Raw genomic sequence first — 14,999 nt, 5'->3', positions numbered from 1 at the left:
ATAAGGATATATCTATGTTTATAAGATTATTTGGAACTCCGTATGAAAAGCTAATAGAAGCAATAAAAGCAGAAAACACGGCAGAAGCACAAAAATTAATTACCCAAATGAATACAGCCGAATTAAGCAAAGTTGATAATGGTGATACAGCTTTAATGTTGGCTGCTAGTTATGGTTTAGACAAAGTTTGTGAGATGCTTATGCTTAAAATGTCCAAGCGGGCTATTAATCATGTTAATAAGGGCTATACAGCTTTAATTTGGGCTACAGGTAATGGATTAGACAAAGTATGTGAGATGCTTATACCTAAAATGTCTGAGCGGGCTATTAATCACGTTAATGAATACCACGATACGGCTTTAAGCTTAGCTACAAAAAAGGGTTTAAAAAATACATGTGATTTACTGACAAATAAAAAAGATAATTTAGCTAATAAAGCAGATGCAGGGAAAAAGCAAGAAGAACAACAGCAAGAAGTAGCAGCAACAAAAACGCCGCATGAGAGATTAATAGAATTTCTAGAAAAAAGAGGATTAAATGAGGAAGCCGATAGTTTAAGAAATGGTAGTACAACTCTTTATCTCAAAGCTAACGAAATAGGGGATGAAGGTGCTAAATTAATTGCTGACTCTCTTAAAACTAACTCTACTCTTACAACTCTTTATCTTTATGATAACAAAATAGGGCCTAAAGGCTTAAAAACAATAAATGAATATTTACAAAGAAATAAAAATATAGCCGAGAAAAAAGCAGAAAACTTAAATGCAGAGGGTAATAATTTATGCAGTCAAGAAAAGTATAATGAAGCTATAGAAAAATATAAAGCAGCAATAAAGGTTAAGAAAGGAATCGATGGATATAATTATAGCGAAAAAAATTTATATGAAGAAAATAAAGCAAAAGCAGAAAAGAAATATGAAGAACAACAAAAACAAGTAGTTTCTGCAAAAAATATTAATATTGTAGATGATAATTTAACTAAATGGAAAAAATTAGTAATAGATATACAAGAAAAAAATCAAGTAGATACACGAAACCTGATAAAAAATATAAATCAAGATGAATTAAATAATATTGATGATAAAGGTAATACCATATTAATTGCTGCTTTAGAAAAGGGCTTAGAAGTAGTTTATGAGTTACTTATTAATAAGTTTGACACACCTATTAATAATAGAGAGATATTTGAAACCGCCCGTGATGGCTTAGAAAAAGTTTGTGAAATACTTATATCTAAAATGTCTAAGGAGGCTATTAATCAGGTTACTAATAATGGTGAAACAACTTTAAGTATAGCTAAGAATAAAGGTTTAAAAAATGTATGTGACTTATGGTGCTGTCTCACTAAGTGTGTAAATTTCTAGGATAGGTTATATTAACAATAATATAATTTATCAGGAATAACATGAGTAACAGTAACCAAGAGAAGATAAAACAAGCAGTAGATTTGCTAATAGATAAAGATACTGACTTAACGAGTTTTTTTGCCAAAGACGGGATATTAAAGCAGTTAACTAAAAATATATTTGAAAGAGCCTTAAAAGCTGAGATGGATGAGCATCTTGTCTATAACAAATATGGCAAGATAGAGACTGACAATAGTAGAAATGGTGTATGCAAAAAAAGCCTAATTACTGAAGGTGGAGTATTGGAACTTGAAGTACCACGTGATAGAAATGCTGAATTTTCTCCTGTACTAGTGCCAAAGCGTCAGACTAGGATTGATGGATTAGATCAGAAGATATTATCCTTATATGCTAAAGGGATGAGCCTCTCTGACATTAAGATTCAGATTCATGAGCTATATGGTGCAGAGAACAGTGAAAGCCTTATTAGTCGGGTTACCGATAATGTTATGGATGAGGTCAGGAGTTGGCAGAATAGGCCTCTGGAAGCCATATATGCTATAGTATATTTTGATGCACTTATAGTTAAAGTACGTCAAGATAAGAGAATTATCAATAAGGCAGTATATGTAGCTTTAGGTGTAGATTTAACCGGAAGGAAAGATATTTTAGGCTTGTGTATTAGCGAGAATGAGGGAGCTAAATTTTGGTTAAATAATTTTACTGAAATGAAAGACAGGGGATTAAAAGATATCTTAATTGCTTGTAGCGATAATCTAACGGGCATGAGTGAGGCGATATCTGCAGTATATCCACAAACTGAGCATCAGCTGTGCATTGTACATCAAATCAGAAATAGTTTGTCATATGTAAGCTATAAAGACCGTAAAGAACTTGCAGCAGATTTGAAGCTAGTATACAGCTCTATCACTGAGGATGAAGCACTTACTGCCTTATCTGATTTTGATATGAAATGGGGCAAACAGTACCCACATATTGCAAAATCATGGCAAAATAATTGGCAGAATTTGATAATTTTTTTACAATACCCAGAAGTGATTAGGCGTATCATTTATACAACCAATGCAATCGAAGGTTTAAATAGTCAATTACGCAAGGTTACTAATAACAAAAGGGGTTTTCCTAACGACGACTCTGTATTTAAGACTTTGTACTTGACAATTGACTATATTACGCGAAAATGGAATATGCCTATCCAAAATTGGGGAGAGGACATGGCTCACTTTTTGATAAAATTTGAGGGGCGAATTTAATGCCTATTTTAGAATTTACACACTTATATATCCAGAGCCTTTTTCAATTCTCACCGTTAAATTTTGGTAGTGTTTCTATTTATATCTTACAAGTTAAGATAAAAACCTATTCTAATTTTTTTTAAATTTTTATGGCGTTATTGCTTGGTTACCACCCCGTCATTGCGAGCATTCGTAGTACTTGCGTGGCATTGTTGCGTAGACCGGTAAAACCTACTGTGTCACCTAGTTCGCTTGCTAACTAGGTCCATAAAAACAATAAAAAATACTAATATTTTAGTATTTTTAACTGGATCCCGTGGTCAAGCCACGGGATGACACCGAGGGCGTTTTTAGATCCACGCAGCCTATGGCTGCTCGCAATGACGACTTAAGTATTCATGCAAGCAAACCTACTAAATCCCTAAAGTATCTCTATAAAGTTCAAGCATAGCATCCTGCTCGGCAAGTTTGTCTTTATCCAATTTTTTCAGCTTTAATATAGATTTCATAGCTTTAACATCAAATCCATGTGAAGAAGCATCTTGGAAAATATCTTTTACTTCTTGAGATAAATCAGCTTTTTCTTGTTCTAATCTTTCTATTTTGCTTATATATTGTTCTAATTGTTCTTTTACTACTACTTCTGACATAAAAAATCATTTAACCTTTTTAAAATTACTATATAATACAAATAATGTAATTCTTATTCAATATATAATAATGCAAATTTATCCTTTAAGGCTTTTACCTAATAAAATCGATTTTGATTTTATGAACTTTAAAAAAGTCAGTTACACTTTCTCAATTATTTTATCACTCGTTAGCTTTATTTGGATCGGGATATATAAATTTAATTTAGGTATTGATTTTGCCGGCGGTATAGTTATTGAAGTAAGGCTTGATCAAGCTCCTGATTTGCCAAAAATGCGGGGGGTTCTAGGTGAGCTTGGAATAGGTGAGGTGGTCTTACAGAATTTCGGTAGTGAGCGTGATTTATCGATTAGATTCGGTAGTAGTAGCGAAGAAAATCTCATGAAAAATATTGAGTTAATTAAAGCATCTTTGCAAAGTAATTTTCCGTATAAGTTTGAATATCGTAAGGTAGATTTTGTCGGTCCGCAAGTCGGTAGGCAGCTAATAGAAGCGGGGGCTATGGCGATGCTGTTCTCTTTCTTAGCTATTATGGTTTATATTTGGGTGCGTTTTGAGTGGTATTTTGGTCTTGGTATACTTATCGCCTTAGTGCATGACGTAATACTCGCTCTTGGGTTTATGAGTATGACAAAGCTTGATTTTAACTTAAGCACTATTGCCGCAGTGTTAACTATTATAGGTTATTCCGTTAATGATTCGGTAGTAATATATGATAGGATTAGAGAAAATTTACGTAAATATCATAAAAAAAATATCACGGAAATTATAAATTTAAGTATCAATGAGACTTTATCAAGAACTATTTTAACGGTAATTACTACACTACTTGCCAATTTAGCCCTTATTCTTTTTGGCGGTGAGGCAATCCGTAGTTTTAGCGTCCTTGTATTTTTTGGGATAATAGCCGGTACTTATTCATCAATTTTTATCTCCGCTCCGATACTTACAATGTTCGCTAATAGAAAGTTTGATAAAAAAGTAATAGAAAGGTAAAAAATCGTCATTGCAAGCGGGCATCGCCTGTGTGGATCTAAAAACGCTCTCGGTGTCATACCGTGGCTTGACCACGGTATCCATAAAAAAACTAAAAATACTAATATTATTAGTATTTTTAACTGGATCCCGCTACAAGCTCGCGGGATGACAACTGAAAAACTAATCCATGCAACAACGCTCGTCTTTCCTCGCAATGACGTTTTTAAGCCATAACGAGAATAGTTTATGCTAAAAGAAGAAGACAAAATTTTTACTAACCTACATGGGCAGCAAAGCCATGATTTGAAATCTAGCAAGAAGCGAGGCGATTGGGATAATACTAAAGCTTTGCTCGATAAAGGTAGAGAGTTTATTATTGAAGAGGTCAAGAAATCAGGGCTTAGAGGGCGAGGCGGTGCCGGGTTTTCTACAGGCATGAAATGGTCATTTATGCCTAAAAATTCAGAGAAGCCTTGCTATTTAGTAGTAAATGCTGATGAGTCTGAGCCAGGTACTTGCAAAGACCGTGATATATTAAGGTTTGAGCCGCACAAATTAATAGAAGGCTGTTTGCTTGCAAGCTTTGCTATAGGAGCGAATGATTGCTATATCTATATTAGAGGTGAGTTTTATAATGAAGCTTCTAATATTCAGCGTGCTTTAGATGAAGCTTATAAAGACGGGTTAATAGGAAAGAATGCTTGTGACTCGGGTTTCGATTGTAATATTTATTTACACCGCGGGGCGGGGGCTTATATTTGCGGTGAGGAAACTGCATTACTTGAAAGCTTAGAGGGTAAAAAAGGCATGCCTCGTTTAAAGCCGCCTTTTCCTGCCGGATTTGGGCTATATGGCTGCCCGACTACTATAAATAATGTTGAGTCTATTGCAGTAGTGCAGACCATTTTAAGACGAGGAGCTAGTTGGTTTGCTTCTATCGGTAAGCCTAACAATACCGGTACTAAGATTTTCTGCATATCGGGGCATGTTAATAAGCCTTGCAATGTTGAAGAGGCAATGGGGATTTCGTTAAAAGAATTGATTGAGAAATATGCCGGTGGTGTTCGAGGCGGTTGGGATAATCTTAAAGCCATAATTCCGGGCGGTTCTTCGGTGCCTTTACTTCCTAAGTCATTATGTGAAGTGGATATGGATTTTGATAGTTTAAGAACCGCAGGTTCTGGACTTGGTACAGGTGGTATTATAGTTATGGATAAATCTACCGACATTATTTATGCAATAGCAAGGCTTAGTAAATTTTACATGCATGAATCATGCGGGCAATGTACTCCCTGCCGTGAGGGTACGGGCTGGATGTGGCGTGTTATGATGCGGCTAGTTAAAGGTAATGCCCAAAAATCCGAGATAGACGAACTTCTTAATGTTACGAAAGAAATAGAGGGGCATACTATTTGTGCCTTAGGTGATGCGGCAGCTTGGCCGATCCAAGGGCTGATACGCCATTTTAGAAGCGAGATTGAGGAGAGGATAAAGGGGTGGTCCAGTGCTATATGAACGTTCAGGATGTCATTCCCGCGTAGGCGGGAATCCAGTACCTTTCTATGTCATACCGTGGCTTGACCACGGTATCCAGGAAACAATAAAAATACTAATATTATTAGTATTTTTAACTGGATCCCGCGATTAAGTCGCGGGATGACAGGAGTGGAATTGAGCTATGCACCACCACTAATATTAAGCTTGATTAATTAAAAAAAATATTATGCAAACAGATAATACAAAATCAAACACTAATAAAACAGCTAAGCAAGAGTGGGGGTCTTTTGCTTTTGTAATATGTATCGCTTTACTTATTAGAATACTTATTATGGAGCCGTTTACCGTTCCGACCGGTTCTATGAAAGCAACCATACTTGAGAATGACTATATATTTTCTACGAAATATAGTTATGGTTATAGTAATTATTCTTTATCTTTTTTCGATTTTATTCCTCTTTTTAAAGGACGAATATTTGCTTGTGAACCGGAGCGTGGCGATATTATAGTTTTTCGTCCGCCTAACGATATGAATGTTAGATATATAAAGCGTTTAATAGGGCTACCCGGCGATAAAATTCAATTGATTGATGACGTAATATATATTAACGATAAAAAAATAGAACGCACGGAAGTTGGAACTTATATAAGCGAAGAGGGAATAAAATATTTGAAGTTTAAAGAAACCTTGCCAAACGGTAGAACATATTTTTCTTATAAGCTTGCTCCTATTTTTGGCGTTATATATAATGATAGATACGGTAACACGGATGTTTTTTATGTACCTGAAGGAAAATATTTCTTTTTAGGGGATAATAGAGATCAGTCAAATGATAGTAGAGTAAATCTTGGATTTGTACCGTTTGAAAATTTTATTGCTAAAGCACAATTTATTTGGTTCTCAACAAAAATAACTTGGTGGGATAATGATATAGGAGTTATTAATCTAGTACTAAGATTAAAACCATGGGTTGAATCTGTTAGGTTAAATCGAATTTTCAGAAATCTTTATAAAACGGATTAGTATACTCGTTTAATTTGAAAAATTGGCGGCGTTACTTTTCGCTTATAATCCTCACGTATTATATATACGCTGCGGTTATAAGCTTCAAAGTGCCTTGCTCTTTTCCAAATTAAATCTCGTCTACATCGGCGTCACATTTATCAGAGGTTTAATGGTAGCATTTGAGAAGTTAGAAAAGCTGCTTGGCTATAGTTTCAAAAATAAAGAGCTTTTAATAGAGGCGTTGAGTCACCCGTCTTTAAGACAACATCATGAGTATAAGGATGATAAAGATTATGAACGATTAGAGTTCCTAGGTGATGCTGTATTAAATTTAGTAGTCACGGAAATTTTATTTAGAAATTTTGCAAATTATAATGAGGGGAATTTAGCTAAAACTAGATCATATTTAGTTTGCAAAGAAACAATATGTATGGTTGGGGCTAAACTTGCTTTAAAAGATTATATAATTATAACTCATGGCGAAGAAGTAGCAGGAGGGCGAGATAATCCTAATAATATAGAAAATGCCACGGAAGCTTTGATTGCAGCTATATATCTTGATAGCAATATTGAAACAACCCATAATATTATCGGGAAATTATGGGCAGAATTTATAAAAGTTCAGAATTTAACGGATTATGATCCAAAAACTGCTTTACAAGAATGGGCTCAAGCGAGTAGCCATCACCTACCTATATACCGTCTGATAAAAAGAGAAGGAGCAGCCCATTCATCAACTTTTACAGTGCTTGTGAAAGTAAAAGATTATGAACAAACAGGTACGGGGCATTCTATAAAAGAAGCCGAAAAAAACGCAGCAAGGAAATTATTACATAAGCTCAAATAAATAATTATCAAAATGTAATATAACAGCGAGAGCATAATATGATAAAATATTTACGGTGGTCACTTTCTATATCTAAAGGTAATAAGTTATTAAGATTCGGTTGATGCCATTTAGCAATCGAAGCTTATAATAAAGCTATTTTATAATAGCTCCGAACCGTTCAGATGCTTATTATAATAAAGGGAGGGCTTTATATGCATCAAATTTACATGATATAGCTATTGATAGTATAAATAAAGCCATTGAATTAAATCCTACTCGCTCAGAATTTTATCATCTTAAAGCATTCGTTCTAAATAAATTACAAGAGTATAGTTTAGCGGTTAAGAATTATGATATAGCTATTACTTTAGATCCCACAAACGCATTTTTTTACCACAATAAAGGAACAACATTATATAACTTAGGTTTACATGAATTAGCTATTTTAGCCGTTGACAAAGCTATTGAGTTGAATCCTAATAACCCCATTTTTTATGAGAGTAAAGGCAAATTTTTATTTATGCTAGGTAAATTTGATTTAGTAGTAAAGAGTCTTGATGAAGCTATTAAATTAGCGGATAATAATTTAAATGTTCATGCTGCTAAGGCTTTGGCGTTGGTAGCATTAAAAAAATATGACTTAGCAGTAGAAAGTTACAACAAAGCTATAGAGTTAAACCCTAATGATGCGGATTTGTATCATGATAAAGGTATAACATTAATTAAATTAGGTGATTATGAATCAGCATTTAAAGTAATAAATAAATCTATAGATTTAGACCTCACAAATCAAGGTAGATATGATGCAGTTATTGAGGCTTATGATGAAGCGATTGAGCTAGATCCAAATAATGCAGATTTATACCATGATAAAAATGTTATTCTACAAAAGTTAGATAAAAATAAATTGTCTCAAGACTGTATTAAGGCATTTAATTTGAAACGTGATGACGCAGTTTTTTGTGTTGATAAAGCTTTAAGTGTAGCCCAATTATGTGAAGAAGATTTAGTAGGAGATTTAGTACAAGAAGCTACTTCTCAAAACCTTTATTCTATTAAAGCTTGTATGTTTAGTGTAGAAGGAAAATATGATTTAGCACTTGAAGCTATTAATAAATGTATTGAATCAGAACCTGAAAATTTTTATTCATATTATAATAAAGCTAGAGTTTTATATAGTTCAAAACAATATGCTTTGGCACTTATAAATTTTAACAAAGCTATAGAATTAAATCCTAATAATGCAGGATTATATTATAATAAAGCTATGGTTTTAGCTCAGTTAGGTAACTATAATTTAGCTCTTGAGGTTATAAATAAAGCTATAGAATTAAAACCATACAATTTTCAACTTAAAGAGTTTAGAGAAGCGTTAATACAAGCGTTAGGAAGCTAGATGTATTAAAATATGACAAAACAAGTTCAAAAAACAATTTCGGTTTGTATCATTGGGCGACCAAATAGTGGGAAGTCGACTTTGTTAAATAGAATGATCGGTGAGAAGCTTTCAATCGTTACCCCAAAAGTTCAAACTACTAGGTCAATTATTACCGGTATTATTACCTTAAAAGATACGCAGGTAATTTTATACGATACGCCGGGAATATTTGAGCCGAAAGGAACGCTTGAGAAGGCGATGGTCAGATGTGCGTGGTCTAGTTTGCATAGTGCGGATTTAGTAATGTTAATTATCGATAGTTTAAAACCGTTTGATGATGTAACGCACGATATTTTAAATAAGCTTCGTTCACTTAATATTGTTCCGATATTTTTATTGAATAAAATAGACATCGAATCAAAATATATAGATGACATTAAGGCTTTTTTAACGGAAAATCATCCTGATAGTTTGCTTTTTCCTATATCTGCTTTATCGGGCAAAAATATTGATGGATTACTTGAATATATAACAGGTAAGGCAAAAATTTCTCCTTGGCTTTATGCAGAAGACGACATAACGGATTTACCGATGCGTTTTATTGCCGCAGAAATCACAAGAGAGCAATTATTTTTTAATTTGCAGCAAGAGCTACCTTATAAATTAACCGTACAAACCGAAAAATGGGAAGAACTCAAAGATAAATCCGTAAAGATTAATCAGGTTATAGTAGTTTCAAGAGAGAGCTATAAAACTATAATACTTGGTAAAAACGGTTCTAAAATCAAAGAAATAGGAGCAAAATCTCGAATGCAAATGGAGCGGTTTTTTGGCTTCCCTGTTCATTTATTTTTATTTGTTAAGGTGCGTGAACTGTGGGAAAATAACTCTGATTTTTATGAGTATATGAAAGTAAAGTGAAGTGAGAAAATATTTTAAATTTTTCCTTGTCGCCTTATTATTTACTTTTCCGGTAATTGGTAAAAGTGACTCAGAAAATAAAACTGTTGATTATATAGAATATTATAACCGGAGTGTTAAATCTTACAAAGCAGGTGGGTATAGTGAATCACTTGAAGCTTGTAATAAAGCTATAGAATTAAATCCTAAAGATGTCGGTTTATATATACTAAAAGCTCTCATTATAGATGGATTAGGAGAAATAGTATTTGAAAGTTGGCTTGATATTGATAATCTTAAAGCTTTTTATGAGTTAAAAGGTTCAATTCTGAATGAACTGGGACATAAAACCTTAGCACTTAAAGCTTATGATAAAGCTATAAACGTTAATGATGGTCATTTATATAGAAAAAAAGGGTTTATTTTATATGAGTTGGGGCAACAAAATTTAGCACTTGAAGCCTGTAATAAAGCCATTGAATTAGACCCTAAAGATAGTATTTCATATGGATTAAAAAGTTTAATTTTATATAAATTGGGACAACAAAATTTAGCACTTGAGGCTTGTAATGAAACTATTGCGTCATTCTCTAAACCGGCAGGTATTTTATATGGACTAAAAAGTTTAATTTTGCGTAAATCGGGGCAGCCAAATTTAGCACTTGAAGCTTGTGATAAAGCTATTGAATTAAGCCCCAATAATAAAGTTCTATATAGCTTAAAAAGTTCAATTTTGAATGAATTAGGACAGAATCAAATTCTTGAATTAAATCCTAAAGTTTTATATGAGTTAAAAAGTTTAATTTTGGATAAATTAGCAACATATAACCGATTACTTGAAATTTATAATAAAGAAGAAGATGATGATAACACGGAGCTAAGAAGTTTAACTTTGGATAAATTGGAGCAATATAACCAAGTGTTTGAGGCTTGTAATAAAGCTATAGAATCAATTCCTATGGTTTTAAAAGATGAGGCTTTATATAAAATACGAGATTCAATCTTATATAAATTGGGACAAAATGATTTCTTATTGGAGGAAATTAACAAAGCATTTTTTCTACATAATCATGCTCATACACACGATATGGATCAATTATTATTAAAAGAGATAGCTAAATAACAATGATAGTACTTGGGATTGATCCGGCACTTGGGAGTCTTGGATGGGCGGTGGTTGCAAAGGATACCGCAAAGCTGAAATATTTAGCTAGCGGTATTATTAAAACAAATAGTAAGGATGAAATTCATAATAGACTTGCCTTTATTAACAGTACATTAGAAAAAGTAATATTAGAATATCAACCAAATATGGCAGCGATTGAAGAAACATTTGTTAATACTAATAGCGTGACTTCGTTAAAGCTCGGCTATGCTAGAGGTGCAATAATGTCGCTAATCGGTAGATATAATTTGGACATGCGGGAGTTTAAGCCGAATACGGTAAAAAAAACCGTGACCGGTTATGGGCATGCAGAGAAAGACCAAATTTTGCATATGATAAAGTTACTTTTGCCTGGAACTTCTGCTATTACCAACTCTGATGAAGCTGATGCAGTTGCAATCGCTTATACTTGTCATGTTATGAGGGTTTAAATGAATCCGGTTATAATATTAGTTGCCCTGCAAATGGGTGAGAATATCGGTGCTACTGCAAGAGCAATGAAGAATTTTGGCTTAAGTGAGCTTAGAATCGTAACTCCAAGAGACGGCTGGCCAAATGAGCAAGCACGTAGTAATGCAGTCGGAGCGGTTAATATTATAGATAATGCAAAAGTTTATGATAGTCTTGAAGATTGTATTAAAGACCTCGAATATTTATATGCTACTACTTGCATTAAAAGGGCTATGAATAAAGATTATGTATTTTCACAAAATTTACCTTTAGATTATCCAAATTCTGCAAAAGTCGGGATAATGTTCGGGAGGGAAAATAACGGGCTTAGTAATGAAGAAATCTCACTTGCCAATAAGATTATCACTATTAACACCACTGAATTTAGCTCATTAAATATTGCTCAAGCGGTTATTATTATATGCTATGAATTATTTCGTAATTCTACGCCTAGAGAAGATATATACAATATTCAAAAATTAGCTACTAAAGAAGAAATAGAACATTTTTTAGCAAATTTATTCGGCAGACTCGATAAAGCCGGCTTCTTCAAAGCTCCTGACAAAAAGCCCGCTATGCAGCAAAATATCACTAATATATTTACACGTATCAATAGCCTCTCTTCCCCTGAAGTTCAAACACTGCAAGGCATTATAAAGTCTTTGAATCAATAGCATCTAGTAACTTCTTAAGTTCAGGAACATAATTTCTTATCCGGCTATAAATTTCATCGGCAAGTTTTTTATCGTAAGTATGAGATGTCATATTACGATCAGTAAGCATATAAATCCATAAACTCTCATCATTTATAATACCGTTAACAAAAGCTTCCCTTATCACTTCTTTAGGATAGTGAAGAACTGTGCCTTTTTGAGAAAAATATTCTTTTAAAAACTTCCAAGCGAGTTCAAAAGTAAATTCAAATCTTTGTATAGTGGCATCAATATAAGCCCTATCTGCTGTGACCGGTTTTAAATAGATATCTTCAAGTGTCATAAAAGCTTTACGAAATTTTTCAAGCTTAAGGTTTATTTTTGACATATATAATTTTTTTCTCTTTTAATATATTTTCATAAAGTTCAGAGCTTGTTTTAGTATTTTCAAACCTTACACAATCTATCTTTAAAAGGGTGTCGGCATTCTCTATAATATCCATAACTTTTAGCCATTCTTGATCTGTAATATTAGGGCAGATAATTGCAATATCAATATCGGAACGCTCATCGTTATCCCCTCTAGCACGAGAACCGAAAAGCCATATTTCTTCAACGAATGATAAAGACTTTAACTTCTCAATAAATATATATGATTTTATATCTTTATCCATATAATTATAATTACCAGCTTTTGGTTAAAGATTTAATAATTTTAGCTACTCTTTCTGCTTCATTTAAAGGTTGGTAGCTATATTCTTCTAGCATTGTTACGGACTCATCAAAAGTTTTTGCTATTTTCTGCTCTACTAACTGCTTTATAAAAATCTTATGCTTTGAGGAATTAAAGTTTGGTGGGCAGAATATATAAAGAGGCTTGCCGCTTGAAGCTGCTTCACTGCACATTGAAATCGAGTCGGCTGTAGAGATTATATATTTTGCATTAGCAAGCATAAATATATAAGGATTATAGCCTGCGTCTTCGTTCGGGTCATAAATAATTGTAGAAGACGGCATATTATTTTTAATAATTGATTTTACAGCTTGTGGTGTACGTCTGCTGAAACTAATGAAAAACGGTATTTGTTGATTAGTATATATTTTATTTAATAATGAAGAAAATAAAACTGCTTCATCTTCGTTGAAGTTAAATTTTTTATTATTCCCACCTATTATCACGGCAATAAAATGTTTAAGATCAGGATAATGTTTTTGGAGTTCAAAGTTCGCGGCGGCGAACTTTTCGGTTACGTTGTTGATAGCTCCGTTGATGGGGATTGTCATTCCGCGACTTGATCGCGGGATCCAGTCTTCTTTAATTTTTTTTTGGATCCCGTGGTCAAGCCACAGGATGACATTTTGGCTATTACTTGAATCATGATAAGGCAGAATAACGGCATCAAATACATTATAGGGAAGATTAGGTTGCATTATTTGGATTAGCTTAATATCTTTAAATTTCTTTTTTAAATAAAATGCTAAAACTGCCGTTCTTCTGCCGGCGGTAATTATCATGTCAGGTAAAGGTTTTGCCATAATATCTTGTAATAGCTCACTTTTTATATGAATAGGATAATATTTTAGTAAAAAATTCGGTAGCTTAGCTAAGCAATTATATTGCAATTTAATTAAAGTGTAATCTGTAGCTAATTTTGATGTTGTTGTATGGATCGATTTTTTAGTTGTCATCTCGCGACTTGATCGCGGGATCCAGTCTTCTTTAATTTTTTTTTGGATACTGTGGTCAAGCCACGGTATGACACCGGGTGCGTTTTTCGATCCATGCAATAATACCGTTAATTTTTCTGCAAGTGCAATAGCCTGATGCGTGTTGCCTGTTCTATCATCTGCAATAACCCATATTTTCATGATAAATATTCTTTTAAAGGTAATGTTAATAAATCTGTTAGAGGTAGTGATTTATCGCAAGCATCGGCTATTTGCGGCATAATCGGGATTTGAGCGATTAAGGGAATATTATATTTTTGCGATAAATGCTCGCCGCTATTATTTTCAAACATATAACTCATATTCTCAATTATTCCCAAAATAGGTAAATTAAGTTTTTGATATAAATCTATAGAACGTATTACATCTATTTCTGATATTTTTTGCGGTGTTGTTACGATTATTACGCCGTCTAAATGATAATTCTCTAAAAGGCTTAAATGAATATCACCAGTTCCCGGCGGCATATCGATAATTAGATAATCTAAATTATCCCATTTTGTTACTGATAATAATTGATAAATGGTCTTACTAGCCATAGGACCACGCCAAATAATTGCCGAATGGTCTTTAACAAAAAAGCCTATAGAAATAACTTGGATGCTTTTTACCGTTATCGGTATTATTCGTCCATCTGTTGTTTTCGGTACTTCGTTAATGCCGAATATATGCGGAATTGACGGACCGTAAATATCCGCATCCACTATCCCGACGCGGTAATTTTCTAGACTTAACTGCTGAGCAATAAGAGCCGATATTGTAGATTTTCCGACTCCGCCTTTACCTGACGCTACTAAGATAATTTTTTTTACGTTTTCTACAAAATGTTTTGGTTTTTGAGCTTTTTTCTCCATCGGTTTACTTTCGGTAAAAACAATTGTTATTTTATTTATTTCCGAAATCTCATTAAGCTTATCAATTGCTTTAGTTTTTATTTCTTCGGCTTCTAACTTGTTTTTACCTGATATATCTATGGAAAAACCTATATTATTACCCTTAATTATAATATCCGATATAACTTTATTTAAAAAAGTACCGTCTTTAAAGATAATATGCTGAAGTTTATCGATAATTTGCTTTTGGTGTAAATCCGCCATAATTAAATTTCCTTTTTAAGGCTGTTTAAGTTCGTAACTTGACGTTATATGCTATAATATATATA

At 33.2% G+C, this 14,999-nt stretch carries 17 protein-coding genes and 1 pseudogene; 13 read left to right on the top strand and 5 right to left on the bottom strand.

Annotation, left to right across the window (positions count from 1 at the left end):
* The first annotated feature begins 14 nt into the window (after window positions 1–14).
* Together AC5587_RS06815 and AC5587_RS06810 are read left to right on the top strand one after the other, a co-directional pair.
* The gene (locus AC5587_RS06815; RefSeq protein ID WP_499162248.1) at window positions 15–1,364 is read left to right on the top strand and encodes an ankyrin repeat domain-containing protein; all 1,350 of its coding nucleotides are present in this window, start codon (window positions 15–17) and stop codon (window positions 1,362–1,364) included.
* 41 nt (window positions 1,365–1,405) lie between these two features.
* Window positions 1,406–2,620: an IS256 family transposase gene (locus AC5587_RS06810; protein WP_499162247.1), complete on the top strand. Its 1,215-nt coding sequence runs from the start codon at window positions 1,406–1,408 to the stop codon at window positions 2,618–2,620.
* A 395-nt stretch (window positions 2,621–3,015) separates the two neighbouring features.
* On the opposite strand, the gene AC5587_RS06805 is transcribed toward AC5587_RS06810, so the two are convergent.
* Window positions 3,016–3,252: a DUF2312 domain-containing protein gene (locus tag AC5587_RS06805; RefSeq protein WP_004996682.1), complete on the bottom strand. Its 237-nt coding sequence runs from the start codon at window positions 3,250–3,252 to the stop codon at window positions 3,016–3,018.
* Window positions 3,253–3,322: 70 nt separating this feature from the next.
* Here AC5587_RS06805 and secF point away from each other — a divergent pair, with 70 nt between their 5' ends.
* The 11 genes and pseudogenes from secF (at window position 3,323) to AC5587_RS06750 (ending at window position 12,130) form a co-directional block, all read left to right on the top strand.
* On the top strand, window positions 3,323–4,249 hold the full coding sequence (gene secF / locus AC5587_RS06800; protein ID WP_499162246.1) for a protein translocase subunit SecF: 927 nt from the start codon (window positions 3,323–3,325) through the stop codon (window positions 4,247–4,249).
* Between the two features lie 228 nt (window positions 4,250–4,477).
* Window positions 4,478–5,746 (top strand): NADH-quinone oxidoreductase subunit NuoF, encoded by a 1,269-nt coding sequence (gene nuoF, locus AC5587_RS06795; protein WP_499162245.1) that lies wholly within the window; start codon window positions 4,478–4,480, stop codon window positions 5,744–5,746.
* A complete protein-coding gene (locus tag AC5587_RS06790; protein ID WP_499162244.1) occupies window positions 5,736–5,879 on the top strand; it encodes a hypothetical protein in 144 nt (47 codons plus the stop codon). Before nuoF ends, AC5587_RS06790 begins: the two co-directional genes overlap by 11 nt.
* A 75-nt stretch (window positions 5,880–5,954) precedes the next feature.
* Window positions 5,955–6,752 carry a signal peptidase I gene (lepB, locus tag AC5587_RS06785; RefSeq protein WP_499162243.1) on the top strand — a complete coding sequence of 266 codons (798 nt, stop codon included), beginning with the start codon at window positions 5,955–5,957 and terminating at the stop codon, window positions 6,750–6,752.
* Window positions 6,753–6,903: 151 nt separating this feature from the next.
* Window positions 6,904–7,581 (top strand): ribonuclease III, encoded by a 678-nt coding sequence (gene rnc, locus AC5587_RS06780; protein ID WP_410527693.1) that lies wholly within the window; start codon window positions 6,904–6,906, stop codon window positions 7,579–7,581.
* 142 nt (window positions 7,582–7,723) lie between these two features.
* Window positions 7,724–8,005, top strand: a pseudogene (locus AC5587_RS06775) (tetratricopeptide repeat protein); the annotation flags it as partial.
* Window positions 8,006–8,032: 27 nt separating this feature from the next.
* The gene (locus tag AC5587_RS06770) at window positions 8,033–8,959 is read left to right on the top strand and encodes a tetratricopeptide repeat protein (protein WP_499162242.1); all 927 of its coding nucleotides are present in this window, start codon (window positions 8,033–8,035) and stop codon (window positions 8,957–8,959) included.
* A 12-nt stretch (window positions 8,960–8,971) separates the two neighbouring features.
* Complete coding sequence (era, locus tag AC5587_RS06765; protein ID WP_410527765.1) at window positions 8,972–9,862, top strand: GTPase Era; 891 nt, start codon at window positions 8,972–8,974, stop codon at window positions 9,860–9,862.
* 1 nt (window position 9,863) lies between these two features.
* Entirely contained in the window at window positions 9,864–10,964 is a 1,101-nt protein-coding gene (locus AC5587_RS06760) for a tetratricopeptide repeat protein (RefSeq protein ID WP_499162241.1), read from the top strand.
* Window positions 10,965–10,966: 2 nt separating this feature from the next.
* Window positions 10,967–11,437 carry a crossover junction endodeoxyribonuclease RuvC gene (ruvC, locus tag AC5587_RS06755; RefSeq protein ID WP_410527763.1) on the top strand — a complete coding sequence of 157 codons (471 nt, stop codon included), beginning with the start codon at window positions 10,967–10,969 and terminating at the stop codon, window positions 11,435–11,437.
* Window positions 11,438–12,130, top strand: a complete 693-nt coding sequence (locus tag AC5587_RS06750) for an RNA methyltransferase (RefSeq protein ID WP_499162240.1) — start codon at window positions 11,438–11,440, stop codon at window positions 12,128–12,130.
* Here AC5587_RS06750 and AC5587_RS06745 read toward each other — a convergent pair.
* Genes AC5587_RS06745 through AC5587_RS06730 form a run of 4 tightly spaced genes read right to left on the bottom strand, consistent with a single transcriptional unit; the run spans window position 12,108 to window position 14,934 of the window.
* Complete coding sequence (locus tag AC5587_RS06745) at window positions 12,108–12,497, bottom strand: nucleotidyltransferase substrate binding protein (protein ID WP_499162239.1); 390 nt, start codon at window positions 12,495–12,497, stop codon at window positions 12,108–12,110. The genes AC5587_RS06750 and AC5587_RS06745 overlap by 23 nt on opposite strands.
* On the bottom strand, window positions 12,478–12,783 hold the full coding sequence (locus AC5587_RS06740) for a nucleotidyltransferase domain-containing protein (protein WP_040256930.1): 306 nt from the start codon (window positions 12,781–12,783) through the stop codon (window positions 12,478–12,480). Before AC5587_RS06740 ends, AC5587_RS06745 begins: the two co-directional genes overlap by 20 nt.
* A 10-nt stretch (window positions 12,784–12,793) precedes the next feature.
* Window positions 12,794–13,978, bottom strand: a complete 1,185-nt coding sequence (locus tag AC5587_RS06735) for a mitochondrial fission ELM1 family protein (RefSeq protein ID WP_499162238.1) — start codon at window positions 13,976–13,978, stop codon at window positions 12,794–12,796.
* Window positions 13,975–14,934, bottom strand: a complete 960-nt coding sequence (locus AC5587_RS06730; RefSeq protein ID WP_410527758.1) for an Mrp/NBP35 family ATP-binding protein — start codon at window positions 14,932–14,934, stop codon at window positions 13,975–13,977. Before AC5587_RS06730 ends, AC5587_RS06735 begins: the two co-directional genes overlap by 4 nt.
* Between the last annotated feature and the right edge of the window lie 65 nt (window positions 14,935–14,999).

It is taken from the genome of Rickettsia endosymbiont of Hedychridium roseum, assembly GCF_964028255.1.
In the GTDB taxonomy this organism is placed as follows: Bacteria; Pseudomonadota; Alphaproteobacteria; order Rickettsiales; family Rickettsiaceae; genus Rickettsia; species Rickettsia asembonensis.
The sequence above is the reverse complement of the archived record's forward strand: the minus strand, read 5'-3'. Positions and strand labels throughout refer to the sequence as shown.